Source organism: Kitasatospora sp. NPDC001159 (assembly GCF_053598235.1).
Window position 1 is genome coordinate 74,027 of record NZ_JBSFJV010000020.1, and the last position, 25,996, is coordinate 100,022.

At 73.4% G+C, this 25,996-nt stretch carries 29 protein-coding genes and 1 pseudogene; 17 read left to right on the forward strand and 13 right to left on the reverse strand.

Going from position 1 to position 25,996, the window contains the following annotated elements:
- The first annotated feature begins 72 nt into the window (after window positions 1-72).
- A complete protein-coding gene (locus tag ACWC9T_RS13405) occupies window positions 73-930 on the forward strand; it encodes a BPL-N domain-containing protein (RefSeq protein ID WP_449821169.1) in 858 nt (285 codons plus the stop codon).
- On the opposite strand, the gene ACWC9T_RS13410 is transcribed toward ACWC9T_RS13405, so the two are convergent.
- Window positions 828-1,328, reverse strand: a complete 501-nt coding sequence (locus tag ACWC9T_RS13410) for a zinc ribbon domain-containing protein (protein ID WP_449821170.1) — start codon at window positions 1,326-1,328, stop codon at window positions 828-830. The genes ACWC9T_RS13405 and ACWC9T_RS13410 overlap by 103 nt on opposite strands.
- A gap of 75 nt (window positions 1,329-1,403) precedes the next feature.
- On the opposite strand from ACWC9T_RS13410, the gene ACWC9T_RS13415 reads away from it, so the two are divergent.
- The 4 genes from ACWC9T_RS13415 to ACWC9T_RS13430 all read left to right on the forward strand — a co-directional run bounded on the left by ACWC9T_RS13415 (window position 1,404) and on the right by ACWC9T_RS13430 (window position 4,612).
- Window positions 1,404-2,141 (forward strand): maleylpyruvate isomerase N-terminal domain-containing protein, encoded by a 738-nt coding sequence (locus ACWC9T_RS13415; protein WP_449821171.1) that lies wholly within the window; start codon window positions 1,404-1,406, stop codon window positions 2,139-2,141.
- 191 nt (window positions 2,142-2,332) lie between these two features.
- Window positions 2,333-3,547, forward strand: coding sequence for an FAD-dependent monooxygenase (locus ACWC9T_RS13420; protein WP_449821172.1), 1,215 nt, complete (start codon window positions 2,333-2,335; stop codon window positions 3,545-3,547).
- Window positions 3,548-3,617: 70 nt separating this feature from the next.
- Window positions 3,618-4,391 carry a MerR family transcriptional regulator gene (locus ACWC9T_RS13425; protein ID WP_449821173.1) on the forward strand — a complete coding sequence of 258 codons (774 nt, stop codon included), beginning with the start codon at window positions 3,618-3,620 and terminating at the stop codon, window positions 4,389-4,391.
- Between the two features lie 26 nt (window positions 4,392-4,417).
- Complete coding sequence (locus ACWC9T_RS13430; RefSeq protein ID WP_449821174.1) at window positions 4,418-4,612, forward strand: hypothetical protein; 195 nt, start codon at window positions 4,418-4,420, stop codon at window positions 4,610-4,612.
- A gap of 3 nt (window positions 4,613-4,615) precedes the next feature.
- Here ACWC9T_RS13430 and ACWC9T_RS13435 read toward each other — a convergent pair whose 3' ends face one another.
- A complete protein-coding gene (locus ACWC9T_RS13435) occupies window positions 4,616-5,032 on the reverse strand; it encodes a VOC family protein (protein ID WP_402948911.1) in 417 nt (138 codons plus the stop codon).
- A gap of 5 nt (window positions 5,033-5,037) precedes the next feature.
- Entirely contained in the window at window positions 5,038-5,418 is a 381-nt protein-coding gene (locus ACWC9T_RS13440) for a helix-turn-helix transcriptional regulator (protein ID WP_449821206.1), read from the reverse strand.
- A gap of 198 nt (window positions 5,419-5,616) precedes the next feature.
- Here ACWC9T_RS13440 and ACWC9T_RS13445 point away from each other — a divergent pair, with 198 nt between their 5' ends.
- The 3 genes from ACWC9T_RS13445 to ACWC9T_RS13455 all read left to right on the forward strand — a co-directional run bounded on the left by ACWC9T_RS13445 (window position 5,617) and on the right by ACWC9T_RS13455 (window position 8,131).
- A complete protein-coding gene (locus tag ACWC9T_RS13445; RefSeq protein ID WP_449821175.1) occupies window positions 5,617-6,765 on the forward strand; it encodes a PP2C family protein-serine/threonine phosphatase in 1,149 nt (382 codons plus the stop codon).
- A complete protein-coding gene (locus ACWC9T_RS13450; RefSeq protein ID WP_449821176.1) occupies window positions 6,762-7,394 on the forward strand; it encodes a carbonic anhydrase in 633 nt (210 codons plus the stop codon). Before ACWC9T_RS13445 ends, ACWC9T_RS13450 begins: the two co-directional genes overlap by 4 nt.
- Before the next feature lie 104 nt (window positions 7,395-7,498).
- A complete protein-coding gene (locus ACWC9T_RS13455; protein WP_449821177.1) occupies window positions 7,499-8,131 on the forward strand; it encodes a flavin reductase family protein in 633 nt (210 codons plus the stop codon).
- 61 nt (window positions 8,132-8,192) lie between these two features.
- Here ACWC9T_RS13455 and ACWC9T_RS13460 read toward each other — a convergent pair whose 3' ends face one another.
- Window positions 8,193-8,783: a hypothetical protein gene (locus tag ACWC9T_RS13460; RefSeq protein ID WP_449821178.1), complete on the reverse strand. Its 591-nt coding sequence runs from the start codon at window positions 8,781-8,783 to the stop codon at window positions 8,193-8,195.
- A gap of 462 nt (window positions 8,784-9,245) precedes the next feature.
- Window positions 9,246-10,439, reverse strand: coding sequence for an MFS transporter (locus ACWC9T_RS13465; RefSeq protein ID WP_449821179.1), 1,194 nt, complete (start codon window positions 10,437-10,439; stop codon window positions 9,246-9,248).
- A 238-nt stretch (window positions 10,440-10,677) separates the two neighbouring features.
- On the opposite strand from ACWC9T_RS13465, the gene ACWC9T_RS13470 reads away from it, so the two are divergent.
- Entirely contained in the window at window positions 10,678-11,151 is a 474-nt protein-coding gene (locus ACWC9T_RS13470; RefSeq protein WP_396251009.1) for a MarR family winged helix-turn-helix transcriptional regulator, read from the forward strand.
- Between the two features lie 76 nt (window positions 11,152-11,227).
- On the opposite strand, the gene ACWC9T_RS13475 is transcribed toward ACWC9T_RS13470, so the two are convergent.
- Entirely contained in the window at window positions 11,228-11,467 is a 240-nt protein-coding gene (locus ACWC9T_RS13475; protein ID WP_449821180.1) for a DUF4287 domain-containing protein, read from the reverse strand.
- 101 nt (window positions 11,468-11,568) lie between these two features.
- Window positions 11,569-15,555: a Pls/PosA family non-ribosomal peptide synthetase gene (locus ACWC9T_RS13480; protein ID WP_449821181.1), complete on the reverse strand. Its 3,987-nt coding sequence runs from the start codon at window positions 15,553-15,555 to the stop codon at window positions 11,569-11,571.
- Window positions 15,556-16,879: 1,324 nt separating this feature from the next.
- Here ACWC9T_RS13480 and ACWC9T_RS13485 point away from each other — a divergent pair.
- Window positions 16,880-17,176 (forward strand): annotated as a pseudogene (locus tag ACWC9T_RS13485) (hypothetical protein); the annotation flags it as partial.
- A gap of 106 nt (window positions 17,177-17,282) precedes the next feature.
- Here ACWC9T_RS13485 and ACWC9T_RS13490 read toward each other — a convergent pair.
- Together ACWC9T_RS13490 and ACWC9T_RS13495 are read right to left on the reverse strand one after the other, a co-directional pair.
- Complete coding sequence (locus ACWC9T_RS13490) at window positions 17,283-17,669, reverse strand: DoxX family protein (protein ID WP_449821182.1); 387 nt, start codon at window positions 17,667-17,669, stop codon at window positions 17,283-17,285.
- A gap of 30 nt (window positions 17,670-17,699) precedes the next feature.
- Window positions 17,700-18,179, reverse strand: coding sequence for a carboxymuconolactone decarboxylase family protein (locus ACWC9T_RS13495; protein ID WP_449821183.1), 480 nt, complete (start codon window positions 18,177-18,179; stop codon window positions 17,700-17,702).
- A gap of 127 nt (window positions 18,180-18,306) precedes the next feature.
- On the opposite strand from ACWC9T_RS13495, the gene sigJ reads away from it, so the two are divergent.
- Window positions 18,307-19,251 carry an RNA polymerase sigma factor SigJ gene (gene sigJ / locus ACWC9T_RS13500; protein WP_449821184.1) on the forward strand — a complete coding sequence of 315 codons (945 nt, stop codon included), beginning with the start codon at window positions 18,307-18,309 and terminating at the stop codon, window positions 19,249-19,251.
- Window positions 19,252-19,390: 139 nt separating this feature from the next.
- Window positions 19,391-20,062, forward strand: a complete 672-nt coding sequence (locus ACWC9T_RS13505) for a hypothetical protein (protein WP_449821185.1) — start codon at window positions 19,391-19,393, stop codon at window positions 20,060-20,062.
- A gap of 53 nt (window positions 20,063-20,115) precedes the next feature.
- On the opposite strand, the gene ACWC9T_RS13510 is transcribed toward ACWC9T_RS13505, so the two are convergent.
- Window positions 20,116-20,655 (reverse strand): SixA phosphatase family protein, encoded by a 540-nt coding sequence (locus ACWC9T_RS13510; RefSeq protein ID WP_449821186.1) that lies wholly within the window; start codon window positions 20,653-20,655, stop codon window positions 20,116-20,118.
- 41 nt (window positions 20,656-20,696) lie between these two features.
- On the reverse strand, window positions 20,697-21,818 hold the full coding sequence (locus ACWC9T_RS13515; protein WP_449821187.1) for a peptidoglycan recognition protein family protein: 1,122 nt from the start codon (window positions 21,816-21,818) through the stop codon (window positions 20,697-20,699).
- Between the two features lie 346 nt (window positions 21,819-22,164).
- On the opposite strand from ACWC9T_RS13515, the gene ACWC9T_RS13520 reads away from it, so the two are divergent.
- The 5 genes from ACWC9T_RS13520 to ACWC9T_RS13540 all read left to right on the forward strand — a co-directional run bounded on the left by ACWC9T_RS13520 (window position 22,165) and on the right by ACWC9T_RS13540 (window position 25,093).
- Entirely contained in the window at window positions 22,165-23,328 is a 1,164-nt protein-coding gene (locus ACWC9T_RS13520; protein ID WP_449821188.1) for a hypothetical protein, read from the forward strand.
- A gap of 117 nt (window positions 23,329-23,445) precedes the next feature.
- Entirely contained in the window at window positions 23,446-23,838 is a 393-nt protein-coding gene (locus ACWC9T_RS13525; RefSeq protein WP_449821189.1) for a nuclear transport factor 2 family protein, read from the forward strand.
- A 146-nt stretch (window positions 23,839-23,984) separates the two neighbouring features.
- Window positions 23,985-24,464, forward strand: a complete 480-nt coding sequence (locus tag ACWC9T_RS13530) for a hypothetical protein (RefSeq protein ID WP_449821190.1) — start codon at window positions 23,985-23,987, stop codon at window positions 24,462-24,464.
- A 282-nt stretch (window positions 24,465-24,746) separates the two neighbouring features.
- Entirely contained in the window at window positions 24,747-24,902 is a 156-nt protein-coding gene (locus tag ACWC9T_RS13535; RefSeq protein WP_449821191.1) for a hypothetical protein, read from the forward strand.
- The gene (locus ACWC9T_RS13540) at window positions 24,887-25,093 is read left to right on the forward strand and encodes a DUF397 domain-containing protein (RefSeq protein ID WP_449821192.1); all 207 of its coding nucleotides are present in this window, start codon (window positions 24,887-24,889) and stop codon (window positions 25,091-25,093) included. The genes ACWC9T_RS13535 and ACWC9T_RS13540 overlap by 16 nt, the downstream gene beginning before the upstream one ends.
- Before the next feature lie 41 nt (window positions 25,094-25,134).
- On the opposite strand, the gene ACWC9T_RS13545 is transcribed toward ACWC9T_RS13540, so the two are convergent.
- Both ACWC9T_RS13545 and ACWC9T_RS13550 read right to left on the reverse strand, forming a co-directional pair.
- A complete protein-coding gene (locus ACWC9T_RS13545) occupies window positions 25,135-25,641 on the reverse strand; it encodes a nucleotidyltransferase domain-containing protein (protein WP_449821193.1) in 507 nt (168 codons plus the stop codon).
- A gap of 109 nt (window positions 25,642-25,750) precedes the next feature.
- Window positions 25,751-25,909 (reverse strand): hypothetical protein, encoded by a 159-nt coding sequence (locus tag ACWC9T_RS13550; RefSeq protein WP_449821194.1) that lies wholly within the window; start codon window positions 25,907-25,909, stop codon window positions 25,751-25,753.
- Window positions 25,910-25,996: the final 87 nt, after the last annotated feature.

Consider the following 25,996-nt stretch of genomic DNA (forward strand, 5'->3'; position numbering starts at 1 on the left):
CGCGGTACTGATGGGACGTAGCGTCGTGGCGGCGTGCGGTGGAGGCCTGGGGAGGCAGCGGGAGTGCGGGTCATGAGGGCTGGGCTGCGGCGCAGTGCGGCGGCACTGGCGGTGGCGGCGGTACTGGTGGCGTCGGCCTGCGGTGCGCCCCCGTCCAGCGGCGACGAGGGCGACTACGGCAACGGCGACAGCGCCCTGAAGGGCACGCCCGCACCGGCGGCCCCGGGCGGCCGTCCGCTCGCCCTGGTCTACCGGGGCCCGGCGGCCTGCGACGGCTGCCCGGAGGCGGCGCACGACATGCTGGAGCACGACGGCTTCACGGTGCGTTACATCGGCCCCGACGAGGAGACGGGCTTCGGCCCGGACGCGCTGACCGGAGCCGCCCTGTACGTGCAGCCGGGCGGCACCAGCGGTCAGGAGGTGACCACCGCCTGGGGCCTTCTGAAGCGCGACCCGGGCTTCTCCCCGGAGCTGGTGCGCGCCTACGTGCGCGGCGGCGGGCACTACCTGGGCCTGTGCATGGGCGCTTACCTGGCCGGCGAGGACCCGGGCTACGGCCTCCTGCCGGGCGACTCCGGCCAGTACATCAGCTCCAGCGGCGCCACCGTCACCGACGACCGGGACCGTCTGGTGGAGGTCACCTGGCGCGGACGCCCGCAGCGGATGTACTTCCAGGACGGCCCGTACTTCGACGTGGACGGCCCGGACGTGGACGTGGTGGCCCGCTACACCAACGACCGCGCCGCCGCCGTGGTCGCCCCCTACGGCGCGGGGCGGGTCGCGGTCAGCGGCCCGCACCCGGAGGCGCCCGCGGAGTGGTACCGCGACTACGGCCTGCCGGACGAGTCGCAGGCCGGCCTGAGCCTGGGCGAGGACCTGCTGCACACCCTGGTGACTCCTTCCCCGGCTGGGCCGGGGGCTTCTCGCTGACCCTTCCGGGTGTCGCGACGGACCAGCCCGGCCCGTAGGACGTTGACGGCTCCCACCGTGTCGGCGTGGGCCCGGTGGCCGCAGCTGACGCAGTGGAAGGTGTCTTGTGTGGGCCGGTTCTCCTTGGCGGTGTGCCCGCATGCGGGACATCTGCGGGGGGGTGTTGCGGGGGTCTGCGCCCAAGAGTTCAGATCCTCCGGCCCACCCCCCTCTCGGTCGACGCGATCAACATAGTGCCGGACCCGCTCCCAGTCGCGGCGCAGCGGCCGGGCTCGGCGGCGCGCAGCGGGGTGCGGGCGCGGCGCACGAGGTCGGCGTGGCGGGTGCCGGCGAACTTGTGGGCCTGGAAGTAGTGCTCGGCGGTGGGCCACAGGTGTCCGTCGAGCTCCGGGGGGCACGAACTGTTCGGGATTGAGTCAACTCTGATGTCCGAACGGGGGCGAGGCGGCCCCGGGCGGCCTACCCTCCTGTCCATGGACGGACACCCCGCGGGCGGGCACCAGGAGCCGCCCTTCGACCCGGCAGCCGGGCTGGAGCGGATCCGCGCCGCCACCGGGCACCTGCTGCGCACCGCCGGGCGACTGACCGACGTCGACGTGCGGGGGCCCTCGCTGCTGCCGGGCTGGTCGCGCGCCCATGTGCTGACGCACCTGGCGCGCAACGCCGACGGCGGGCGCAATCTGCTGTCCTGGGCGCGCACCGGGGTGCCGGTCCCGGAGTACCCGAGCCTGGCGGCGCGGGAGGCCGGGATCGAGGCGGGGGCCGGGCGCGGCGCGGCCGGGTTGCTGGCCGACCTGCGGGCCTCCGCGGCCGCCTTCGAGGCCGAGTACCGCCGGATGCCGCCCGGGGCGTGGCAGCACCCGGTGCGGTGGGCGCGCGGTCAGGAGCGGCCCGCCGCGCGGGCGGCGGACGCGCGGCTGTGCGAGGTGCTGGTCCACCACGTCGACCAGGATGCCGGCTTCACGCCCGACCACTGGCCGTCCGACTTCGTCCGCGCCATGCTCGCCCGGGTCGCCTCGGCCCTCGCCGCCCGCCCGGATGCCCCCGCGCTGCGTCTGCGCGCCGCCGACACCGGCGCGGCGTTCGACCTCGGCGCCCCGGCGGCCGACGCGCCGACCGCCCGGGCCCCGCAGCACGTCCTGCTGGCCTGGCTGATGGGTCGCTCCCCCGCCCCGGCTCCAGGGCTGCCCGAGCCGCCGTTCCTGTACTGATCCCGCACCGCGCGGGGCCCGCCGCGCACTAGTGCACCTTCGGGGGCGCCGGCCTGCGCAAAGCCCGCGCGACCGCTGGGCAACCGCCCCCGCCGCACCTCCGAAGCACCCTAGTGCACTAGTGCATTGATCTCAAATAACCGCATTACAAGCCTTGTTGAGCGCAATGCGTACGGCGTACGGTTGCGGGCATGGAGAATCCCGATATCCTCATCTCCGGCGCCGGCATCGCCGGCCCCGCCCTCGCCTACTGGCTGCGCCGTCACGGCTTCAAGCCCGTCGTCGTCGAGCGCGCCCCCGGCCCGCGTCCCGGCGGGCAGGCCGTCGACCTGCGCGGCGCCGGACGCACCGTCGTCGAACGGATGGGCCTGATGGAGCGGACCCGCGCGCTGTGCGTGGAGCAGCGCGGCATCGCCCTGGTCGACCGCCGTGGGAAGCAGATCGCCCGGATGCCCGTCGAACTGTTCGAGGGCGAGGGCATCGTCTCCGAGATCGAGATCCTGCGCGGCGACCTCGCCGACCTGCTCCGGCAGGCCACCGACGGCGTCGAGTACCTCTACGACGACACGATCACCGCCCTCGCCGAGGACGCCGACGGCGTCACCGTCCACTTCGAGAACGCCCCCGTCCGCCGCTTCCACCTCGTCGTCGGCGCCGACGGCCTGCACTCCGTCGTCCGGAGCCTGGCCTTCGGCCCCGAGCAGGACCACTACCGCCCGGTCGGCGGCTACCACTCCTGGTTCACCGTCCACGACCCCGCGCTCGCCCGCGACCTCGACAGCTGGTTCCTGATGTACAACGCGCCCGGCGGCCTGGTCGCCGCCGCCCGCCCGGGCCGGCTGCCCGGCGAGGTCAAGGCCTCCCTGGGCTTCCGCTCCGAACCGCTCACCCTCGACCGCCGCGACGGCGCCGCCCAGCGCCGGCTGCTCGCCGGGCGCTTCGCCGGCGCCGGCTGGGAGGTGGACCGCCTGCTCGCCGGGATGGCCACCGCCCAGGACTTCGCCTTCGACTCCTACGGCCAGATCCACCTCGACCACTACGCCCGCGGCCGCGTCGTCCTGCTCGGCGACGCCGGCTACAGCCCCAGCCCGCTCACCGGCCTGGGCACCAGCCTGGCCCTGGTCGGCGGCTACCTGCTGGCCGGTGAACTCGCCGCCGCCGCAGGCGACTTCGCCGCCGCCTTCGCCCGCTACGAGGAGCAGATGCGCCCCTACGTCGCCCGCGCCCAGGAGCTGCCGCCCGGCGGCATGAACGGCTACGCCCCCGACACCGCCCTGATGATCCGCCTGCGCGCCGCCTCCATGCGCTGGATGGGCCGCTGGCCGCTGCGCACCATCATCGCCGCCCAGTTCGCCAAGGCCGGCGACATCGTCCTGCCCGACTACCCGCTGCCCGCCCGTGCCTGAGCCGGCATCCGAACCCCCGCCCGACCCCGGGGCTTGCACCTCACGCGACGTCAGGAGGGATGCTCGTGCCATGACCTCCTCCGCACAGACCTGGAAGGTCGGCCCGCTCGCCGAGGCGAGCGGCCTGACCGTACGCACCCTCCACCACTGGGACCGGATCGGCCTGCTCAGCCCCTCGCTGCGCACCGTCTCCGGCCACCGCGCCTACACCGAGCAGGACGTGGTGCGCCTCTACCAGATCCTCGCCCTGCGCCGCCTGGGCCTGGGACTGGAGACCATCGCCACCTGCCTGGACGCCGGCGTCGACCCGCTGCGGCTGGTGCGCGAGCACCTGGCCGCCACCGAGGCCTCCCTCGCCGCCCTGCACACCCTGCGCGAGCGCCTCACCCACCTGCACACCGAACTCCGCGCCGAACGCTCCCCCGGCACCGCCGACCTGCTGCGCCTGCTCCAGGCCGTCGGTGCCACCGGCCCCGGCGCCGACGAGGCCCTGCGCCGCCACCTCGACGAGGACCAGCTGCACGCCCTCGCCGACCACGCCGCCGCCCTCGGCCCCGCCGCCCACTACCTGCTGGAGGTCGAATGGCCCCAGCTCTACCGCCGCGCCGAGGACCTGCGCACCGCCGGCGCCGACCCCGCCGACCCCCGGGTGCGCCGCATCGTGGAGCGCCTCGACGAGCTCTCCCGCCTCTTCAGCGGCGGCGACACCACCCTGTCCGCCGCCGTGCGCACCGCCTGGCGCGAGGACCCGGCCGCCATGTCCGGCGACCCCACCACCCCCGCCGACGCCTGGGCCGACCTGCGCACCTTCCTCGACCACGCCCGCCAGGCCCGCCACTCATGACCGCCGCCGCGCCCCGAGGAATCCCGATGTCCCACCACGTCCGGCTGCGCGTCAGCCTGCTGAGCACCCTGCCCGTCCTCGCCGTCGCAGCGCTCGCGCTGCCCCCGCTCGCCCTGGCCGGCCTGCTGCCCTGGTCGGTGCTCCCGGCCGTGGCCCTGGCCCAGGGGGTGCAGGCCTGGCTGGTCTTCCACCGCCTGGGACGGCCGACGGCCGGGAGCTGACGGCTAATTCGCGCGCGGCTGGTTGAAGCGCAGCATGTTGCCCGCCGGGTCGCGGAAGGCGCAGTCGCGCACCCCGTAGGGCTGGTCCATCGGCTCCTGCAGCACCTCGGCGCCGGCGGCGCGGATCCGCTCGAAGGTGGCGTCGCAGTCGTCGGTGCGGAAGATGACCCCGCGCAGCAGGCCCTTGGCCAGCAGCTCGGCGGCGGCCTGGCGGTCGTCCTCGGAGGCGTGCGGGTCGGCCAGCGGGGGCTCCAGGACGATCTCCACGCCGGGCTGGTCGGGGGATCCGACCGTCACCCAGCGCATCCCCTCGAAGCCGACGTCGTTGCGCACCTCGAAGCCGAGCACGTCACGGTAGAAGGCGAGCGCCTTGTCATGGTCGTCGACGGCGATGAAGCACTGGGCGAGTTCGATGCTCATACCCGTCAAGCTACGGGAGAGGGCCCGCCCTTCGCCTCCGTACGCCGCACCGGGCGGGTGCGGATCTTGGCGATGCACGCCGGGATCGGCTCGCCGTCGGCGTGGTCGCGGGAGCGGTAGACGCTCGGGCTCTCGCCCACCAGCTCGGTGAAGCGGGTGCTGAACGAGCCCAGCGAGGTACAGCCCACCGCCATGCACACCTCCGTCACGCTCAGGTCCCCGCGCCGCAGCAGCGCCTTGGCCCGCTCGATCCGGCGGGTCATGAGGTAGTTGTACGGGGTCTCCCCGTACGCGGCGCGGAAGCTGCGCGAGAAGTGCCCCGGCGACATCAGCGCGGTACGGGACAGCGCCGGCACGTCCAGCGGCTGGTCGTACTCGCGGTCCATCCGGTCACGGGCCCGGCGCAGCCGCACCAGATCGGCCAGCGGTACACGGGAGACGCGGGGCGCACGGGAGGACACACCAGCCACCGTACCGAGTCCCTCCGACAGCCGTCCCCTCCCCCGCACGGCGCAGCCCGTTGGCGCCCGCCCCTCTCCGCCGCCGACCCTGGAGGGACGGCCGGCGGCGGAGAGGGCGGCAGGGTGGACACCAGCGACCAGCAGGGCGCCCCGCGCGCGCCCGGCAACCGGGCGGTGGCGCTGGGCGTGCTGGCCGCCACCGCCGCCGTGCTGCTCGTCCAGGCGGCCAGCGGCACCCGCTCCCGCCTGGTACTGCTGCTGGTGTTCCTGCCGGCGCTGCTGGCGGGCCTGGGCACCGTCGCGCAAACGGTGGCCGTCTCGGTGCGGGTGACCGCCGTGGTCGTGGTCCACTCGGCGCCGTACCCGCCCTCGGACCTGTCGGCCCGTCTGGGCACCCTGGTGGGCGTGGCCGCCGCCGAGGCCACCGTGGTCGCCCTGTGCGCGCGGCGGGTGCGGCGCGAGCGCGAGCTGTTCCGGATACGCCAGAGCGCGGTCGCCCTGCAGCGCCAGCTGCTGCGCCCGCTGCCGGCCCGTACCCCGGAGGTGGACCTGTACGGGCTGTACCGGCCGGTGGAGGAGGACGCCGTGGTCGGCGGCGACCTGTACGACGTCGCCGACACCCCGCACGGCACCCGGGTGCTGGTCGGCGACGCGCAGGGCAAGGGCCTGCCCGCGATCGGCACGGGCTTCGCGGTGCTGAGCGCCTTCAGGGAGGCGGCCTTCCGCGAGGCGGAGCTGACCGCCGTCGCCGAGGCCCTGGACGCGGCGGTCGAGCGGCACAACGCCTACGCGGTGCAGAGCGGCGACCTGGAGCGCTTCGTCACCGCCACCGTGCTGTGCGTGCGGCGCGGCGCCGACGTGCGGGCCGTCGACTGCGGCCACCTCGCCCCCTACCTGCGACGCGCCGACGGCCGCGTCGAGGCCGTGCCGCTGCGCGCCGGCCTCCCGCTGGGCCTGGCCGCCCTGACCGGCGAGCCCCGGGCGGTGGAGCGCTTCGCGCTGCCCGAGGACTGCGTGCTGGTGCTGCTCACCGACGGCATCACCGAGGCCCAGGACGCCTCCGGCGCCTTCTACCCCGCCGACCGGGGCCTGGCCGACCTCGCCGCCGCCCCGGCCGCCGCCCTGCCCGAGGCCCTCGACCGCCGCGCCCGCCTGTGGAGCGGCGGGCGCAGCCGCGACGACGTCACCGTCCTGGCCCTGCGCCGGGCGGCCGGCCCCCGGCCGCCCCCGGCAGGCAGCCCCTGCCAGCGGCGTTCTAGGGTGCAGGCATGATCTCCTCTCCGATATCCGGCCCGGTGTCCGACCCCGGCGAGGCGCTGCGGGTGCTGCTGGAGGGCAACACCCGTTTCGTCGCCGGCAGCCCCGAGCACCCCAACCAGGACGCCGGGCACCGGGCGGCGCTCGCCCCGGTGCAGAAGCCCTTCGCGGTGCTGTTCGGGTGTTCGGACTCCCGGCTGGCCGCCGAGATCATCTTCGACCGGGGCCTGGGTGACCTGTTCGTGGTGCGCACCGCGGGCCATGTGACCGGCGCGGAGGCGCTGGGCAGCATCGAGTACGGGGTGGCCGTGCTGGACTGCCCGCTGGTGGTCGTGCTCGGGCACGACTCCTGCGGCGCGGTGGCGGCGGCGCTGGACTCCCTGGAGCAGGGACGGCTGCCGGGCGGCTTCGTGCGGGACGTGGTGGAGCGGGTGACCCCGAGCGTGCTGTCCGCGCGGGCGGCGGGCATCGAGGACCCGGACGCGATCGTGGACGAGCACATCCGCCAGACCGTGGACCTGCTGCTGGAGCGCTCCCAGCTGCTGGCCGCCCGGGTGGCCGAGGGACGGGTGGCCGTGGTGGGCCTGTCCTACCGGCTGCGCGACGGCCAGGCCCGTACGGTCGCCGTCCGCGGCATCGGGTAGCGCGCGGGACCTGGATGTCCGATCCCCGCCAGCGGCCGGCCGTCGGCGGGGGCAGAGTCGGTGGCCGACAGCGGATCACTCGACGCGAGGACGGCCGGATTCCCGTGCACAAGGTCACCGACCTCAAGGTTCTCTACTTCGGCACCCCGGTGGTGCTGATCGGCTCGCGCAACGAGGACGGCAGCGCCAATCTGGCGCCGATGTCCTCGGCCTGGTGGCTGGGGCAGTCCTGCGTGCTGGGCCTGGGCAACAGCGCCCAGACCGCCGTCAACCTGCGGCGCGAGGGCGAGTGCGTGCTCAACCTGCCCTCCTCCGCGCAGGTCGACGCCGTCGACGCCCTCGCGCTGCTGACCGCCAACCCGCACATCACCGAGAGCAAGCGCGAGCAGGGCTACCGCCACGAGCGGGGCAAGTTCGCCGCAGCCGGGATGACCGAGCTGGCCGGTGAGCTGGTGCGGGCGCCGCGCGCGGCCGAGTGCCCAGTGCAGCTGGAGTGCCGGCTGGAGGCGGCGGTGCCGCTGGCGGGCAACGAGCGGTGCACCGCCTTCGAGGTCACCGTGGTGCGCGCCCACGTGGACGAGCACCTGATCGTGCCGGGCACCGACCACTACGTGGACCCGGTCGGCTGGGAACCGCTGATCATGAAGTTCTGCGAGTTCTTCGGCGACGGCCGCCGCCTGTCCCCCTCCCGCCTCGCAGAGGGCTGGCGGATGCCCGGCCGCCTGCCCGCCGTCTGACGACGGCGGGCAGGCGGGGCGGCTGTTCGACGGCGGCTCGGCGGGTCGGCGGGTCGGCCGGTTACGGGACCCTCTCCCCGCAGGAGTCGCACACCCGGGTCGCCGGCAGTTCGAGGAAGCAGTTCGGGCAGATCGCCGGCGGGCGCGGCGGGGTGGCGGCGGCGGCCTTGCGGGTGACCGTGGTCTTCAGCCGCGGGGCGAGCGCCGGGATGCCGCCGTCGGCGGGCAGCTCGGCGCCGAAGTGCCGGTAGCAGGCCAGGCGGGCGGCGGCGGCGTGCTGCTCGCGGTCCATCTCGTCGGCGATCGGCGGCTGCCCGGCCACCGCCAGCACGTCCTGGTAGCCGATGCCGACCATGCCGTCGGCGGCGTGCACCACCAGCGCCGTCAGCGGCGGGTCCCCGCGCCGGTGCGCCTCGCGCACCACCAGGGCCAGCACCTTGCCGATCCAGTGCCGCTGGTTGACGCTGGTGCGCACCCCGGAGGCCTGCTGCACCGCCTCGGCCAGCTCGGCGTAGGTGATCACCGCGTGGTAGTGGCGCGCCACGTCCACCAGGGCCGGGTAGGCCGCCCTGGTCCACACGATGTGCGCCTGGCTGACGGCGACGGCCGAGCCGTCCGACTCCCGCCAGTAGCCGCGCTGCTGCTCTGTCATTCCGCCCGCCCCTGTCCGCTCTCGACCTGTCCGGCCCCGCCGGGAGCGAGGCTACCTCGCTGCGGTGCCCGTCCGCCGCTCGGGGGCACCGGCGGGGCGGGGCGTCGACGGGGCCCGGGCTTGACTTCAAGTGCTGGTCAACTTCTCGGCCGTGAACGGCGGCCGAGCTTGCAGGTAGCGCCCAACTGGCTGTCGGGTGGGCTCCCGCGTCCAGCCACCGCTACGCGGCGGCAGAGGCGGATGACTGCCGCCCCGCATCCCATGCAGCAGCGGCCCGGTGGGCGATGTTGCGGGAAGCGTTCCGGTCGGCGTGCGCAACAACGCCGCACGACCGCGCTGAGGCAGGAGTACGGCCAGCACATCCGCACGCCCCCATGGGGAGTGCACTTCTGGTCGCGGCCCTCCTTCCCCACATCCTGCGGCGGTGCCTCGCTGTCGATCGCCAGGGAGCACGTGGATGGCTCAGTGGTGGGCGGGGACGGCGGCGGCGGGGACGGCGGCCACGGCGGCCGGGGTGCGGCGCTCCAGGGCCGCGGACCAGAAGGCCAGGGCCAAGGCCGCGGCGGCAAGCAGGGCGCCGACCCAGTTCGGGGCGGTGTAGCCGAGGCCGGCGGCGATGACGGTCCCGCCGAGCCAGGCCGCCAGGGCGTTGCCGAGGTTGAAGGCGCCGATGTTGACGGCCGAGGCCAGGGTGGGTGCGCCGTGGGCCTGGTCGAGGACGCGCTTCTGCAGCGGCGGGACGGTGGCGAAGCCGAGCGCCCCGACCAGCAGGATGGTGACGGCGGCGGCGATCCTGTTGTGCGCGGTCAGGGTGAACAGCGCCAGCACGACGGCGAGTCCGCCGAGGGTGGCGTAGAGCATCGGCATCAGCCTGCGGTCGGCGAACTTGCCGCCGAGCAGGTTGCCGAGGAACATCCCGACGCCGAACAGCACCAGCAGCCAGGTGACCGAGCCGTCGGAGTAGCCGGCGACGTGGGTCATCATCGGCGCGATGTAGGTGATCGCGGCGAACACCCCGCCGAAGCCGAGCACGGTCATCGCCATGGCGAGCAGGACCTGCGGGTTGCGGAAGGCGGTGAGTTCGCGGCGCAGGTGGGCGCCTTCGGGCCGGGGCGTGGCGGGCACCAGCTTGGCGATGCCGAGCAGTCCGACCACGCCGAGGACGGCGACGACGGCGAAGGTGGTGCGCCAGCCGACGGCCTGGCCGATGTAGGTGCCGAGCGGGACGCCGACGATGTTGGCGACGGTCAGTCCGGTGAACATGGTGGCGATGGCGCCGGCCTTCTTCTCCGGGGCGACCAGTTCGGCGGCGACGACGGAGCCGATGCCGAAGAACGCGCCGTGGGCGAGCGAGGCGACGATGCGCCCGGCGAGCATGACGCCGAAGCCCGGTGCCGCGGCGGAGACCAGGTTGCCGACCGTGAACAGGCCCATCAGCAGCATCAGCATGGTCTTGCGGCTGATCCTGGTGCCGAGCACCGTCATCAGCGGGGCGCCGATGACGACGCCGATCGCGTAGCCGGTGACGAGAAGTCCGGCGATGGGGATGGACACGCCGTAGTCGCCGGCGATCTCGGGCAGCAAGCCCATGATCACGAACTCGGTGGTTCCGATCCCGAAGGCCCCGATGGCCAGGGCGAGGAGTGCGAGGGGCATTGGCGCGACCTCCATGCGATTGCTAGTGCGCCTTACGCTTCTCGACAATAGTTGCACACGCGGCATAAGTGCAAGTGCAGGCAATCTGCCTTCGCCGAGGATCCGGGAGGGGGTGGACGGACCGGGACGGACCACATCGCACCCCAGATGCTTGCATAGGCCTTATATGTGCCCTAGCCGATATTTCATGAAATGGCTTATCCTGGAGCGTGTAGCACCTGGAAAGGAGACCGGGCCCATGACCGCCACGGACCCCGCGCTGACCGCCCTCGCCAACGGCTGGGCCGCCCTCTACCTCCTGTACGGCCGGATCGAGGCGCACATCGAGCGCGCCCTGCAGTCCGAGCACGACCTGAGCGTGCGGGAGTACTCGCTGCTCGACGTGCTCAGCCGCCAGCACGACGACGAGGGCGGACACCTGCAGATGAAGCAGGTCGCCGACGCGGTCGTGCTCAGCCAGAGCGCCACCACCCGCCTGGTCACCCGGCTGGAGGACCGCGGCCTGCTCTCCCGCTACCTGTGCCCCACCGACCGGCGCGGCATCTACACCAACGTCACCGAGGACGGCCTGAAGCTCCTGGAGCGGGCCCGGCCGACCAACGACGCCGCCCTGCGCGAGGCCCTCGACGAGGCCGCCAGGAACCCCGAGCTTGCCCCGCTGGTCAAGGCCGTCGAGGCGGTCGACCCCCCGTCGGCGCTCCCGCGCCCCTGAGCCCCGTCGCGCCGGTGCCCCGGGTCCGGACCGCGGTCCGAACCCGGGGCACCGGCGCGCTCCCCGCGCGGGGCGTTCAGGCCGTCCCGGCGAGGGTGTGGGCGACCAGGGCGTTGGCGTGGCCGTGACCGAGGCCGTGCTCGGCTTTGAGCCAGGTGACGAGTTCCATGTGCCTGGTGAGCGGGAAGGTGCGGATCAGGTCCTTCCACTCCTCGATCGGCCGGCCGTACTTCTTCTCGATGGAGGGGAAGTAGGAGGCGGGGCCCTTCACCGCGGCGGTCTTCGCGGCGGCGGTCTTCACAGTTGCCGTGGTCATGTCCGGCGTCCCCTCAAGTGCAGGCAAAGCAGAAACGGTGCGGTCACGGGGTAGGACCGTGACCGCACCGATGACTCATCGCCCGCCGGGAGTGGCCTGCATCACACCGCCGCTGCGCGCCTGCGGCCCCGGGCGGCCCGGCGGCCGGCCGGCGGGGTGGGGTCGGCGTTCCAGGCGGCGACGGGGTTGCCGAGCCAGCGGGTGGCGCCGGGGACGTTCTCGCCGCGCATGACGAGCGAGGCCGGGCCGACCGTGGTGTTGTCACCGAGCGCGGAGTTCAGCAGCACGATCGAGTGCGGCCCGGTGGTGGAGCCGGCGCCCAGGTGGACGGGGCCCAGGCGCATCACGCGGTCGTGGAACAGGTGGGTCTGCAGCACGGTGCCGCGGTTGACGCTGGCGCCCGCCTCGACGGTGACCAGGTCGCTCTCGGGCAGCCAGTGGGTCTCGCACCACACACCGCGCCCGATCTTGGCGCCGAGGCTGCGCAGCCACAGGTTCAGGTACGGGGTGCCGGTGATGGCGCCGCCGCCGAAGGGCATGGCGAGTTCCTCGACGAAGGTGTCGTAGAGCTCGTTGCGCCACACGAAGGAGGACCACAGCGGGTGCTCGGCGACGCGGAATCGGCCGACCAGCAGCCACTTGGCGGTGGTGGCGATGACGCAGGCGACGACGGCGGCGGCGATCAGCACCGGTCCGGCGGTGCCGAAGGCCACGCCCAGCCCGTAGTCGTTCCTTATCGACTGCAGGGCGGCGAGCACCAGGTCGGCCAGCAGGGCGGCGATGATGACCGGAAGGAGCCGGCAGACCTCGACGCCGGCGCGCGCCCACATCAGGCGCTTGGGCGGGTTGTAGGTGCGGCCCTCGCCGCCGGTGTCGGCCACCCGGGGCAGCGCGAAGGCGGGCCGGCCCAGCCAGGAGGAGCCCTCGGGGGCGTGGGCGGGGGTGTCGGAGAGCACGCCGACCAGGGAGTTGTCGGGCAGGTGGCGGTCCGGGCCGACGATGCCGGAGTTGCCGACGAAGGAGCGGCGTCCGACGTGCGAGCGTCCCAGGTGCAGCCAGCCGGCGCGCAGCTCGTAGGGGGCGACGAGGGTGTCGTCGGCGAGGAAGGCGCCGTCGTCGACCTGCATCAGGCTGGGCAGCGACAGGACCGTCGAGGCCTCGACCCGGCGGCCGATCTTCGCGCCGAGCAGGCGCAGCCACACCGGGGTGAAGAGGCTGGCGTAGAAGGGGAAGAGGGTGCGCCGGGCGCTGTCGCTGAGTCCGGAGACGGCCCAGGCGCAGAAGGCGACGCGGCCGGTGGCCGGGTGGAAGCCCGGGCGCAGCGAGAGCGAGAAGGCGCGGATCAGCAGGGCTATCAGCGCGGCGTGGCAGAAGATGGTCAGCACCGCGAGCGGGACGGTCAGTGGCAGCACCTGGAGCAGGGCCTGGACCAGGGTGTGGTCGGTGGCGATCATCGGGTAGACGATGAACAGCGCGGGCAGCGCGGAGATGACCGGGACGAGGCCGAAGAGGGCGAAGCCGACGCCGTAGGCGAGGTTCCAGATCCGCGAGGGGCGGGCCGGGGTGGGCGGCCACTGGGTGCGGGCCTCGGTGGAGGGGCGGGCCGGGGAGCCGTTCCAGTGTTCGCCGGGCGGGACGGCGCCGGTGACGCACGAGCCGGGGGCGATCTCGGCGCCGGCGCCGATGCGGGCGCCGGGCATCAGGGTGGCGCGGTGGGCGATGCTGGCGCCCTCGCCGATCTCCAGGTGGCCCAGGTGGAGGGTGTCGCCGTCGAGCCACCAGCCGGCGATGTCGACCTCGGGCTCGACGCAGGCGCCGGCGCCGATCCGGGCCAGGCCGGTGACCGGGGGCAGGGTGTGCAGTTGGACGTTCTTGCCGACGCGGCAGCCGAGCATGCGGGCGTAGCGCGGGGCCCAGGGGGTGCCGCTCAGGGCGCCGGTGCCGAACATGGCGGTGAAGCGTTCGGCGGCCCAGAGTCTGAGGTGGACGTGGCCGCCGCGGGGGTGGCTGCCGGGGCGGATGCCGGCGGTGATGACGCGGGCGCCGGCGGCGGCGACCAGGGTGCGGCCGGGGGCGCTGTGGAAGAGGAGCAGGCCGGCGGCGACGGGCCACCAGGAGCTGTGCGGGGCCCAGGGGAGGTGGCTGCCGAGGAGGTTGTCGACGGCGATCAGGACGATGACCCAGCGCAGGCCGGCGAGGCCGAACAGGCCGAGCAGGATGAGGGTCTGCCACAGGCCCGCGCTGCGCGGGGTGCGGCGTACCGGCCGTACGGGTGCGGTGGTCGCGGCGGCTTCCGGCCCGGCCGCGGCCGCCGGCTGGGCCGGGGCGAGGGAGTCGAGGTAGCCGGCGAGGTCGCCGAGCACCGGGTGGGCGTAGAGGTCGGCGACGGAGACGCCGCTGTGGCGGGTGCGCAGTTCGGAGACCAGGCGGGCGGCGGTGAGGCTGGAGCCGCCGAGGGCGAAGAAGTCGTCGCCTCTGCCCGGTGCCATGCCGAGCAGGCGCTCCCAGTGGCCGGCCAGCCAGCCGGCGGTGCCGTCGAGGGTCTCGGCGGCGGCGGCGCTGCCGGTGGTGGCCAGTGGCCAGGGCAGGGCGTTGCGGTCGACCTTGCCGGAGGTGCGGGTGGGCAGCGAGTCGACCAGGGCGAGGACCGGGACCAGCGGGGCGGGCAGGCGCTCCAGCAGTTGCTGGCGGGCGGTGGCGAGGTCGGGGTCGGTGCCGGGCTGGGCGACGAGGTAGCCGACCAGCAGGTCGGCGCCGGCCGGGGTCTTGCGTACGGCGGCGGCCGCGGCGCGGATGCCCGGGAGGGCCTGGAGGGCGGCGTCGATCTCGCCGAGTTCGATGCGGCGGCCGCCGAGTTTGATCTGGTCGTCGGCGCGGCCGAGGAAGATCAGGCCCTCGGGGTCGTTGCGGACGAGGTCGCCGCTGCGGTAGACGCGCGGGGAGGCGATCGCGGGGTGGGGGCTGAACTTCTCGGCGTCCTTGGCGGGGTCGAGGTAGCGGGCGGTGCCGATGCCGCTGATCAGCAGTTCGCCGGTCTCGTACCAGGGCACGGGGTTGCCGGCCTGGTCGACGACGGCGATCTCCCAGCCGTCCAGCGGGGCGCCGATGCGCACCGGCTGGCCGGACAGCATCCGGGCGGCGGTGGCGACGACGGTGGTCTCGGTGGGGCCGTAGGTGTTCCAGAACTCGCGGCCGGGGACGGCCAGGCGCTCGACCAGTTCGGCGGGGCAGGCCTCGCCGCCGACGATGATCAGGCGGACCTGGTCCAGGCACTCCTGCGGCCACAGGGCGAGCAGGGTGGGGACGGTGGAGATGGCGGTGATGCGGCGGCTGACGAGCCAGGGGCCGAGGTCGGTGCCGGCCTTGACCAGGGAGCGGGGGGCCGGGACCAGGCAGGCGCCGTGGCGCCAGGCCAGCCACATCTCCTCGCAGGAGGCGTCGAAGGCGACGGAGAGGCCCGCGAGGACGCGGTCGCCGGGGCCGAGCGGCTGGGCGGGCAGGAAGATGCGGGCCTCGGCGTCGACGAAGGCGGCGGCGCTGAGGTGGGTGACGGCGACGCCCTTGGGGCGGCCGGTGGTGCCTGAGGTGAAGATGATCCAGGCGTCGTCGGCCGGCGAGGGCCAGGCCGGGCGGCCCGAGGGGCGGGCGGCGGGTCCGGCGAACAGCTGGCGCTCGGCACCGAGGATCGCGCAGACCTGGGCGTCCTGCCAGATCATTTCGGCGCGTTCGTCGGGGTCGTCGGCGTCCACCGGCACGTAGGCGGCGCCGCAGCGCAGCACCGCGAGGATCGAGACGTAGAGGTCGGCGGTGCCGGAGGGGATGCGCACGCCCACCCGGTCGCCGCAGCCGATGCCGTGGCCGGCCAGTACGCCGGCGAGGGCGTCGACCTCCTGCGTCAAGGTGCGGTAGTCCAGGACCGCGTCGCCGGTGTCGAGTGCGGGCGCGTGCGGGTGGGCGTCGGCGGTCGCGGCGATGATGTCGAGCAGGCTGCGCGGGTGCGCGGGCTGGGCCACCGGCCAGCTGGCCGCCTGCCCCGGATGGGGGCGGTGCAGCGTGCCTGGGCTGGCCGTGTCGTGGCGTGCGTCCATGGGGTGGGTTCCTCGGCTCCGTTTTCCTTGGGGGCGCGTACGTCATGCACGTGGCGTGTGCACCTGATGTGACGCCGACGTCACATGGTGTCACCTGATGGGGCGCGCCCACTCACCTTGACTCCACTGGGAGTCCGCTGGATGCAGCGAAGGTGCGGTCAAAGGAAATTCTCACGATCGATGCCATGTGTGGCGGCAACGATACGAATCGAATGTCGTTTCGGCTATTTTCAAGCATTTTCGCTGGTGAAGGGTAGTCGGCGAAAACTGCAGGGGCGTGACGGGAGGGGCGAGAGTGATGAACACCATGGCGTCCGGAACGGTACCGGTAGTGAGGGTGTGGCTACCGAATCGGAAGGCACTGGTCGGATCACCAACCCGTTCACCCGATCCGCACATTTGCGTGAGGGTTTGCCGTCGTCGTTCTCCGTGGGGACGTTTCCTGTGAATACCGTGTGGGCCGGGAGGGGTGGTTCCGGCCAAGGCGGCGAAGACCCACTCGTCTGGTACACGGCCTACGGTTCGAACCTGCACGCCACCCGCTTCGGCTGCTACCTGTACGGCGGCCGGCCCGAGGGCGCGGCGCGCACCTGCCCCGGCTGCCGCGACCGGCGCGCGCCCCGGCGCGAAGCGGCGCTGACGCTGCCGGGCGGGCTGTACTTCGCCGGACAGTCCCTGACCTGGGGCGGCGGAATGGCCTTCTACGACCCCGCTCTCTCCGGTGAAGTACCGTGCCGCGCATATCTGGTCACAGTGGGCCAATTCAGCGACGTCGCCGCGCAGGAGATGTACCCGCTCCCCCGGCTCCGACCTCGACCTCACCCGGGCCCTGGCGACGGGCCGCGACGGACTGGGCCCGGGCCGCTACGAGACGCTGCTGTGCGCGGGCGAGCTGGACGGGCACCCACTGCTCACCTTCACCTCCCCCACAGGGCTTTCCGCCGCCGAGCCGACCGCCCCCTCGGCCGGCTACCTGCGCACCCTGGGCACCGGCCTCGCGCAGTCCCACGCCTGGGCCCCTGGCGCACGGCCGGCTACCTCGCCACCCGCCCGGGCGCATCCGGGCACTGGACGCCGGCGGCAGGGGCGGCACTGCTCGGCCGAACGGGTGACGGGGCGAGCCCGAGCCGGTTCGGAAGCCCGCCGCCCGGCGGGCGTCCAGGGCGGTGAGGCCGCGGGCGTCGACGGCGACGCGGAAGCGGTCGGCGGCGGCGTGGGCGGCGGTCATGGGACGACACCCCTTGGGGGTAGCCATGAATGTGACTAGTCCGTTTCGTGAGCACCATGGCGGGCGTTTCGGGCGACAGAAGGCAGGAGCGATCCGATGGCCCTCAGGCCCGCCGTCCTGGCCGCGCTGCTCGACGGGGAGACCAGCGGCTACGAGCTGGCCAAGACCTTCGCCGACTCGCCGAGCGCGCCGACTTCGCCCCAGCCAAGGTCGACCTGTTCGAGCGTGCTGCGCACCCTGCGCAGCGACCGCGACGAGGCCGGGTTCCTGCGCGAGGGCGGGCGCATCGGCCCGTACCTGACCTGCCTGCGCGGCCCGGCCTTCGAACGGGGCAACCGCGACCGGTACCGCGAGGCGATCACCGCCTTGACGGAGAGGAAGGACGCCCGTGCCGGGCATCGAGCGCCATGTCGCCCTCGGCTGACGGCACCCGGTCGCGCGACCGCTCCCCTGCAGCGGTCGCACGGCGAAGCGCCGTACCCGGCCAGCCAGTTGACCGTCAGTTGAGGAAGGACTCCGGACCGAAGCGCCCCCACACCACGAACGCGGCCAGCAGGATGTAGACCACGTCCACCGCGACGAGCTTGAACTCCTGCCGCCGGAGCCGCACCACTGCGGCCCCGGTCATCAGCAGCACCAGCCCGAGCGCGGCCAGCGGCACGAACACCGGCGCGATGCCGAGCACGGCGGGCAGGATCAGCCCCACCGCGGCCAGCACCTCGACGGCGCCGATCGCCTTCACACCTCCCGCGCTGAAGTCCTCGACCCAGCGCCCGCTCTGCCCGGCGGCGGCGATCCTCTCCTTCGGGGCGACCATCTTCAAGGCTCCGCCGAGCAGGTAGGCGGCGGCCAGCAGTCCGGCGACGATCCACAGTGCGAGGTTCACGGCGTTCTCCTTACGGACCTGGTACGGGCATCAAAGGGTGCGGGGCTGCCCGGCGCGGTAGCTTCCGGCGGGCTGGCGGGTCATCACGTTGCCGCGGTTGAAGGCGTTGATCACCGCGATCAGGCTCACCAGGGCGGCGAGCTGCTCCTCGTCGTAGTGCTTGGCCGCGTTCTCCCACACCTCGTCGCCGACCCCGCCCGCCGCGTCCGCGAGCCGGGTGCCCTCCTCGGCCAGCTCCAGGGCGGCCCGCTCGGCCTCGGTGAACACGGTGGCCTCCCGCCACGCCGCCACCAGGTTCAGCCGGGTCGCCTCCTCGCCGGCGTGCACGGCGTCCTTGAAGTGCATGTCGACGCAGTACCCGCAGCCGTTGATCTGGCTGGCGCGCAGCTTGACCAGCTCCTGGACGGCAACCGGCAGGGTCGACTCCAGCAGGATCTGGTTGGCGGCGACGAGGTGTTTGAAGACCTTGCCCATGACGGGGCTGGCGAAGGGGTTCAGGCGGGCTTCCATGATGTGCTCCTCGGTACGTTGTCCGCTGGTCGTCCTTTAAGACAGGTCAGCCGGGCATCCTGTGACAGGTGCCGATGTGACGCGCCCCCACTCCGGGGTGGGGGCGGCACCGAAAGGGAGGGACTCCATGGCGGGATCGGCGGATGTGACGGCGGACGCGGTCGGGTACCGGCCGCTGCTGTTCTCCATCGCCTACGGCATGACGGGCTCGGTGGGTGACGCCGAGGACCTCGTCCAGGACACCTTCCTCAACCTGACCCGCGCCGAGCAGGCGGGCACCTCCATCACCAACCTCAAGGCGTACCTGACCACCTCGGTCACCCGGCTCGGCATCAACCACCTGGGCTCGGCGCGGGTGCGGCGAGAGACCTACGTCGGCGAGTGGCTGCCCGAGCCCGTCGTCGCCTTCGCCGACCGCCCCGGCGGCCCGGCCGAGCACGCCGAGCTGACCGACTCGCTGTCGATGGCCTTCCTGGTGATGCTGGAGGCCCTCTCCCCCGTGGAGCGCGCGGTGTTCATGCTGCGCGAGGCCTTCGGCTACGGCTACCCGCAGGTCGCGGAGCTGACCGGCAAGTCCGAGGCGAACTGCCGCCAGATCTTCGCCCGGGCGAAGAAGCGCCTGGCGGTGAGCGCGGACGCCCCGCTGCCGCCGACCCGGCGCGCGGAGGGCGACGAACTCGCCCGCCGGTTCTTCGAGGTGGCCGCCGGCGGGAACCTGGAGGAGCTGCTCGGCATGCTCGCCCCCGACGTCGCCCTGCACGGCGACGGCGGCGGCAAGGCGCAGGCGATCGGCCGCTCGGTCTCCAACCCGCGCCAGGTCGCCCAGTTGCTCGTCAGCGGCGTGCGCCGGATCGCCCGGCTCGGCGCGAGCCTGGTGCCGGCCTGGGTCAACGGCCGCCCCGGCATGGTCGCTTACGACGCCGAGGGGCGGGTACTCAACGTGGTCGCGCTCGACATCGTCGACGGCGCGGTGCGCGAGATCCACGCCGTCGCCAACCCGGACAAGCTCGGGCACCTGGGCGAGGTGTCGGACCTGGGGCTGCGGAAGGTACGGGAGCCCCAGGAGCGGTAGGCGTGCGAAGCTTTCGGGTGAACCGCCGGGCTCGACCGCGCCCCGCCCCGTCCTTCGGCCCGATACCGGAGGGCGGGTGACGGTACGTTCCCCTAGACTCCCCGTTTGATCAAGTGCACGTCACAACGGGGAGATCGGTATGGGCATCCGCCAGTTCACCGCCGCCGCAGGCGTCATAGGACGCCGCAACGCCCTGCGCTACCTGGCGCTGGGAGTGGGGTCCGCGCTGGTCGCCGCCTGCTCCGGCAGCAGCGGCGGTGACAGCGCGACGACGGCGGACAGCGGTCCGGCCGCACCCTCCAACAGCGACCCGACGGCAACCGGCCAAGCCCCCGCACCAGCCGCCTCCTCCCCCGCCCCCACCGCTGCGCCCACCGTCGCCGACCGCGCCTTCGACGCCTTCGTGCGCGGCAGCTGGACCGTCCAGTCCACCAGCTCCCGGGGCAAGCCCCTCCACAGCAAGGTCACCGTCCAGACCGACGGCGGCGGCAACGGCGGCTGGACCATCACCTTCGACGGCCTGAGCGGCAAGGACGGCACCTGGCGCGGCAGCTTCCTGCTGCGCGGCGGCCATCTGTCGCTCACCTTCTTCGACGGCCCCGCCAAACTGGCCGGCGAACACCGCTCCCCCGAGGCCCTCAACGTCCCCGCCACCGTGGGCGACACGGTCCAGGTCACGCTGCCCTGGCAGCCGCCCGGCTCCAACGACAGCAGCAAGGAGAACCTGGCGGTGACGTATGACGGCACCACCCTGACCATCGTCCACACCTCGGGCAGCAGCAGGACCACCCACGCCTGCACCCGCGTCTGACACGCCGTGACCGCCCGGCCGAACGGCGCCGGGCGGTCACCGGGGTGCGGCGGTCAGGCGTCCTTGGGCGTGCGGTAGGCGGTGAGCCGCGCGCTGCCGGGCCCGAGGCCCTGCCAGGGGCCCTGGAAGGTCAGCACCGCGATGGCGGCCGTCGGGAAGCGCCCCTGCATCCGGGCCAGTTGGTCCTCGTCGTCGGCCTCACCGGCCAGGGCGTCGGCCGCCTCGTGGACGACGGGGTTGTGGCCGAGCACGAGCAGGGTGGCGACGTCGCCGGGGGTTTCGGCGAGGAGGGCGATGAGCTGCTCGCCGAGGCCGATGCCGTAGAGGCGTTCGTCGTAGACGGTCGCGGGTGCGGTCGGGAGTTCGGCGGCCATGAGCGCCCAGGTCTCGCGGGTGCGGACGGCGGTGGAGACCAGCGCGAGATCCGGGATGAGGCCGTGGTCGGCGAGCCAGCGCCCGGCGAGCGGGGCGGCCTTGCGGCCCCGCTCGGCGAGGGGGCGGTCGCGGTCGTCCACCTCGGGCCAGTCGGACTTGGCGTGGCGGACCAGGACGATCCGGCGCTGTTGCTCCTCGGGCACGGGCTGCTCACCCAATCGAGCTAACGAACACTCCTGCGCACTTCCTCGTAAGCAGTTCACGACCCCTGGAGACGGACCGCCGTGCTGCGGATGGCGGGAAGCCTGGCGTAGAGGGCGTCACCGGGGCATTCGGTGGCGAAGCCGTCGCGGTGGCCGGAGACGGCGTCGAAGGCGACGACGGTGCCCTTGGGATAGAGGCTGGCGTCGGAGCCGGAGGTGAGCTGGGCGGTCCCGCCGGCCGACCGGCCGGTGAGGCCGAGCTTCCACGCGGAGATCTTCGCGAGGCCGTCCTGCAGCTCCTGCGGCGGGGTGTCCGAGCTGAAGGTGCCGATGGCGGCGATACCGGAGGAGTTGGTGTTGAAGCCGAGGGTGTGGGCACCGAAGACGGGCTGGTCGACGCCGCCGGCGCGGCCCTCGTAGATGGTGCCGCAGCGGTCGACCAGGAAGTTGTAGCCGATGTCCCGCCAGCCGTTGCTCTGCACGTGGTACTGGTAGATCGACCTGATCACCCGGGGGGCGTCGGAGCAGGCGTAGTCGGTGGCGGTCGCGGTGTGGTGGACGAAGGCCACCCGGACCGCGCCGGTGTACACGAAGCCCGCTTCACGGATGGACTCGTCCGCGCCCCATCCGGCCCGGGTGACGATGCCGGGGCGCGGAGCGGCGGCGGTTGCGGGCCCGGCCGGGCGCTCGGGCAGGGTCTGGGCATCGGTGGAGGCCGCCCCCTGACCGGGGTCGACCAGTTCGACCCGCAGTCCGCGCGGGAGTCCGGCCGGACCGGGGTGCACGTCGACCGCGACGCCGTCACTGCGTCCGGCCCACAGCGGGGCGGTGGCACCGTGCGCGACGGCGTCCGGGCCGTCCACCGCATCGGCCTCCAGGGTGTGCCAGCCGCTCCAGCGGCCGGTGGCGGCGTCGCGGGTGCGGATCCGGACGGAGCCTCCGGCGAGGGCCTTCGGGGAGCCGTCCCAGACCACGCCGAGAAGTTCGAACGAACGGGTGGCCCGGGGCGCGACCGCTCCACCGGAGGTGAGGGCCACCGAGGTGACCGAGCCGCCTCCGGCGGAGGTACGGGGTGCCGGGGCAGCGGCACCCGAGTCGTCCACGGCAACGGCCGTGGGCTGGAAGAGCAGGACGGTGGCGCAGCCGGCCAGGACGGCTGCCGGGATTGAGAACCTCATGAAACGGATGCTCACCACAATTCATCACCCCTGCATGTCGCCGACGGTCGACGCATCGCCACGCAAGGCCACCGGGCCCGGGGACGGGGCACGGGAAAAGGCATCCACGTGACCTTCCCCAGCTGCGCCGTACGGAGGAATCCGGTCGGCGGTGACACAGGGCTCCTGGCCCGGCCCGGCCCCGGGGTGTGGCCGCCGGAGCGGCGGCGCGGACCGCCCCGGCGGCGTTCGTCCGTACTCGGTAATCCGTTGGGCCGAAATGATTAATCCGCGGCGACGCTCACCGCAGCCGGAGGCTACAGGAGCGTATGCAGAGGATCCGTTTTGCGGATCATCCAGGAGCGTCATGCGAATTCGAATCACCACCCTGGTCCTGTCAGGGCTGACGTCGGCCGCCCTCGTGTGGGGTGCCGGCGGTGCGGCCTACGCCTCGCCCGTCGCCGACCACAGCGCGGCCTCCGCCTCGCGCGTCGCCGAGCACAGCGCGGCCTCCGCCTCGCGCGTCGCCGACCACGGCGCGGCCTCCGCCTCGACGAAGGCCCGGGGCGAATGGGTCGACAGCCTTCTGCGTCTGGCCGAGGAGGGCAACACCTCGGCGGACGGCGCCAGGACCTTCACCAGCAGCGGCGTTTTCCGGCCGACGCAGGCCGTCCGCCCGCTCCACCGGGCCGACGGTGACACCGAGCCCGAGGCCGCCCTGGCCGAGGGCCAGGAGCCCGAGGCGACCCTGGCCGACGGCCAGGAGCCCGGCGCCGCGCGGCCGGATGACGCGGCCCAGCCCGGCGAGCAGGGCACCGAGGGCGAGCGGCTGGCGGGGCAGGCGCCGTCGACGCTTCCCATGAGCATGGGAACGAACGGCAACAAGAACTGCCGCCCCGAGTCCGGGCACGAGCACCGCAGCCACCTCGCCGGCCACGGCCTCGGCGAGTTCTTCTGCCTGCCCGACGTTCCCGGCATCCCCGCCGAGCACGGCAAGCACGACGAGCACGGCGAGCACTGCAAGCATGACGAATGCGAGCACGGCAAGCACGACGGGCACGGCGACCACTGCAAGCCCTGCGAGCACGGCAAGCACGACGAGCACGGCAAGCACGACGAGCACGGCAAGCACGACGAGCACGGCGGCCAGGAGCAGGGCCAGCACCAGGGCCAGAGCCAGAACGGCAAGCAGGACCAGGACCAGGACGTCGACGTGAACGTCGTCGTACAGAACACCGTGACCAACGACCTCTCCAACCAGCAGAGCCAGACCAACCTGAACACGAACAAGGTCAAGTTCGTCGCGGAGGAGGTGGAGGCACAGCCGCCGCACAAGGCGGCCCACCACGGCAAGCACGAGCACAAGGTGACGCCCGGCCACCACGCCGAGGAGCACCACGGACACCACCACGGCGAGCTGGCCCAGACGGGCGCGCCGAAGACCCCCGTCCTGCTCGGCCTCTCGGCCGCGTTCCTGGCGGCGGGCGCGGCGGCCACGCGGATCAGCCGGCGTCGCGCCTCGCAGCGGTAACCCACCCCTCAGCGGGCACAGCGCAGGAAGTCGGCCCGGCCGACTTCCTGCGCTCTCGCATGTCCGCGCCCGACACCCCTCTTCCACTCAACTCCCTTACTGGAAAAGGCCCTGGCAATGGCCGCCGCCCCCGCAGACCGCACCGACCCCGATGTCGCCCTGGTACTCGCCGCGTACGACGCGTACGCCCGGGGCGACATCGACGCCGCCGTCGCCGACCTCCACCCCGACGTGGACTGGGTCGAGCCCGAGGACTTCCCCAACGGAGGCCCGCACCATGGCGCGGACGCCGTCCACGAGTACCTGAGCGCCTCCTACGCGATGTGGAGCGAGCTGCACTCCGAACCCGTCGCCTACCGCAGCGGCGAGCACGTCGTCATCGTCCACCACGTCCACGGCGTCCTCGCCGACGGCAACCCGTCCGGCATCACCGCCGCCGACGTGTTCACCGTCCGCGACGGGCGGATCGTGAGCATGCACGCCTACGCCGACCCGTCCGAGGTGCTGTAGGGCTGCGGCACTTCGTGTCCTGCCTCCGCGCCGGTCGTTGATCCCCATGGAATGGATCACGCAGATCCGACGTGGAGTCGGCGGGGGTGGACTGCTGTGCCGTGCTCGCGGCATCGGGTGCCCCGCGCCCCGAGCGAGAGCCCCTCATGCCCGTTCGCCTTCGCCGCACGGTGGCCTTGGCCGCCGTCGCGGCGCTGTTCCTGCTCCCGGCCGCCGCGCACTCGGCGGAGCCGGTGACGTACACGCTGCGCAACACCCGTACCGGCACCTGCCTGCACCACGCCTTCGGCACCGCCCAGGTGCGCCTGGAGCCGTGCGAGTCGGTGCCCGAACAGCGGTGGGAGCTACGGCCGGAGGGCGCCTCCCTCAACGTCTCGGCGTTCGACCCGGACAAGGGCGGCCGGGGCTGCGTGGCCATCGGCGACAGCTGGAACGTCCGCTACGGGCAGTGCCGCACGACGGAGGCCGCCTGGGACCTCGCCCCCGGCAGTAACGTCCGCATCCGGTCGGAGTCCGAGCTCAACAACAACGATCTGTATCTGACGCAGACGCAGGCGGGTAACCTCGGCGCCCAGCCCGGCGGCGACTGCCTCGCCGCGGACTGGGCCGTGACCGAGGCGCCCTGAGCCGTCGCTCGTCGGGCGGCGCGCTGGCCGTGGAGGAGGACGGGCAGTGTGCGGTTGGCGAGGGCATCGGTGATGCGCGCGAGTTGGGACGGTGCCGTGACGTCGGGGAGTTCACGGACGGGGACGATGCGGGCGCCGAGCAGGCCGCTGCGGTGCTGGGGGGCGGGACGGTGAGGCGGGTGTTGTCGCGGACGGCGCCGGCGTCGAAGACGAGGTTCAGGCGTTCCAGGTAGCGGTCGGCGGGGGGGTGAAGTCGACCGCGACGAGGTCGGTGAGACGGAGGTGGAGGCCGGTCTCGGTGTGGAGGTGGCGGGCGGCGGCCAGATCACGGCGCTGGCCAGCGACTACGATCGGCTCGTGGTTGAGGTGCTGGGCCGGACCGAATCGGTAGCCGTGATTCGTGCAGTACGGAGGGACTTTGAATGGATGTCGACCTGACTGACGCTCACTGGCGAAAGAGCTCCTACAGCGGTAGCGGGGGCACATGCGTCGAGGTCGCTGACGGCTTCGCCGGCCTCATGCCCGTCCGCGACTCCAAGGACCCCTCCGGCCCGGCCCTCGTCTTCTCCGCCACCTCCTGGCAGTCCTTCGTCACCGCCGTTCGCGCAGGCGAGTTCGACCTCCTCTAGCGGCCGCCCGTGAGTGGGAAGTCGGTGGGCCGACTTCCCACTCACGGCAATGCCAGGTACTCCCCGGGAAGCTCAACTCCCGTACGGGAGTGCAACCGCGCCATGTCCTGGCGGTCCTTGTCCCGTAGCTCGTAGCCGGTGTGGCACCTCACCTGGGTCTCGGCGTCGACGCACGGGACCCGGCGCCCGCCGATCGCCCCGGCCACCGGGGCTGGGTAGTGGAACCGTTCCCCGTCCGGGAGCAGCTGGTACCCGCCCTCGGTGGCGGATCCGGTGACCGGGTGCAGGTCGATCTCCCGGCCCGCGCCGTCCGTGAGGGCCAGGGCGGCGGGGAGCCAGTCCCGCAGGACGGTGGCGAACCCGGCGCGGGCCAACACCTGCCGCACCTCGTCGAGTTGGTCGAGCAGGACGACCAGGTCGAGGTCCGCGTGCTCGCGGGTCGTCTCCCCGATCAGGGCGTCCACGCCCCAGCCGCCGTCCGCCCAGGCGGTCACCCCTGCGGCCGCCAGCAGGTCCAGTACCTCGAGGACATCGGATTCGTTCGGCACGACGGGTACTTTGGCACCGCCGGCGATCCGCCGCCACCGGGATTTGCGCAGGCGAAAGCCCTCCCGCGCCGAGGGGGCGGGAGGGCTCCGGGGCCTTACCTGCCGGCGATCAGCAGCAGAGGTGGTCGGCGTGGTTCACCGAGGCGCTGGTGACGGCCGTGCCGCCCTGGGGTGCCACGTCACCCCAGGAGGTGTCCGCGAAGGCCTGGCCGCTACCGAGGCCGAGCAGCGCGGCTGCTGCGATACCGACGACGAGACGCTTGAGCATGGTGGTCCTCCGAACATTCGCTGGGTCTGCCCTGACAGTAGATCAATGTGCGGGTGGATGTTCGATCAGCGTCGACTGGATCGCGCT

What these genes read in the sequence shown, in the direction of transcription:
- ACWC9T_RS13505 (WP_449821185.1), top strand. Translation starts at nt 19,391, where the DNA reads ATGGGCATCCGCCAGTTCACCGCCGCCGCAGGCGTCATAGGACGCCGC.
- ACWC9T_RS13530 (WP_449821190.1), top strand. Translation starts at nt 23,985, where the DNA reads ATGCCCGTTCGCCTTCGCCGCACGGTGGCCTTGGCCGCCGTCGCGGCG.
- ACWC9T_RS13475 (WP_449821180.1), bottom strand. Translation starts at nt 11,467, where the DNA reads ATGACCACGGCAACTGTGAAGACCGCCGCCGCGAAGACCGCCGCGGTG.
- ACWC9T_RS13440 (WP_449821206.1), bottom strand. Translation starts at nt 5,418, where the DNA reads ATGGACCGCGAGTACGACCAGCCGCTGGACGTGCCGGCGCTGTCCCGT.
- ACWC9T_RS13450 (WP_449821176.1), top strand. Translation starts at nt 6,762, where the DNA reads ATGATCTCCTCTCCGATATCCGGCCCGGTGTCCGACCCCGGCGAGGCG.
- ACWC9T_RS13525 (WP_449821189.1), top strand. Translation starts at nt 23,446, where the DNA reads ATGGCCGCCGCCCCCGCAGACCGCACCGACCCCGATGTCGCCCTGGTA.
- ACWC9T_RS13515 (WP_449821187.1), bottom strand. Translation starts at nt 21,818, where the DNA reads ATGAGGTTCTCAATCCCGGCAGCCGTCCTGGCCGGCTGCGCCACCGTC.
- ACWC9T_RS13495 (WP_449821183.1), bottom strand. Translation starts at nt 18,179, where the DNA reads ATGGAAGCCCGCCTGAACCCCTTCGCCAGCCCCGTCATGGGCAAGGTC.
- ACWC9T_RS13470 (WP_396251009.1), top strand. Translation starts at nt 10,678, where the DNA reads ATGACCGCCACGGACCCCGCGCTGACCGCCCTCGCCAACGGCTGGGCC.
- ACWC9T_RS13480 (WP_449821181.1), bottom strand. Translation starts at nt 15,555, where the DNA reads ATGGACGCACGCCACGACACGGCCAGCCCAGGCACGCTGCACCGCCCC.
- ACWC9T_RS13420 (WP_449821172.1), top strand. Translation starts at nt 2,333, where the DNA reads ATGGAGAATCCCGATATCCTCATCTCCGGCGCCGGCATCGCCGGCCCC.
- ACWC9T_RS13415 (WP_449821171.1), top strand. Translation starts at nt 1,404, where the DNA reads ATGGACGGACACCCCGCGGGCGGGCACCAGGAGCCGCCCTTCGACCCG.
- sigJ (WP_449821184.1), top strand. Translation starts at nt 18,307, where the DNA reads ATGGCGGGATCGGCGGATGTGACGGCGGACGCGGTCGGGTACCGGCCG.
- ACWC9T_RS13405 (WP_449821169.1), top strand. Translation starts at nt 73, where the DNA reads ATGAGGGCTGGGCTGCGGCGCAGTGCGGCGGCACTGGCGGTGGCGGCG.
- ACWC9T_RS13435 (WP_402948911.1), bottom strand. Translation starts at nt 5,032, where the DNA reads ATGAGCATCGAACTCGCCCAGTGCTTCATCGCCGTCGACGACCATGAC.
- ACWC9T_RS13550 (WP_449821194.1), bottom strand. Translation starts at nt 25,909, where the DNA reads ATGCTCAAGCGTCTCGTCGTCGGTATCGCAGCAGCCGCGCTGCTCGGC.
- ACWC9T_RS13465 (WP_449821179.1), bottom strand. Translation starts at nt 10,439, where the DNA reads ATGCCCCTCGCACTCCTCGCCCTGGCCATCGGGGCCTTCGGGATCGGA.
- ACWC9T_RS13520 (WP_449821188.1), top strand. Translation starts at nt 22,165, where the DNA reads ATGCGAATTCGAATCACCACCCTGGTCCTGTCAGGGCTGACGTCGGCC.
- ACWC9T_RS13425 (WP_449821173.1), top strand. Translation starts at nt 3,618, where the DNA reads ATGACCTCCTCCGCACAGACCTGGAAGGTCGGCCCGCTCGCCGAGGCG.
- ACWC9T_RS13460 (WP_449821178.1), bottom strand. Translation starts at nt 8,783, where the DNA reads ATGACAGAGCAGCAGCGCGGCTACTGGCGGGAGTCGGACGGCTCGGCC.
- ACWC9T_RS13430 (WP_449821174.1), top strand. Translation starts at nt 4,418, where the DNA reads ATGTCCCACCACGTCCGGCTGCGCGTCAGCCTGCTGAGCACCCTGCCC.
- ACWC9T_RS13540 (WP_449821192.1), top strand. Translation starts at nt 24,887, where the DNA reads ATGGATGTCGACCTGACTGACGCTCACTGGCGAAAGAGCTCCTACAGC.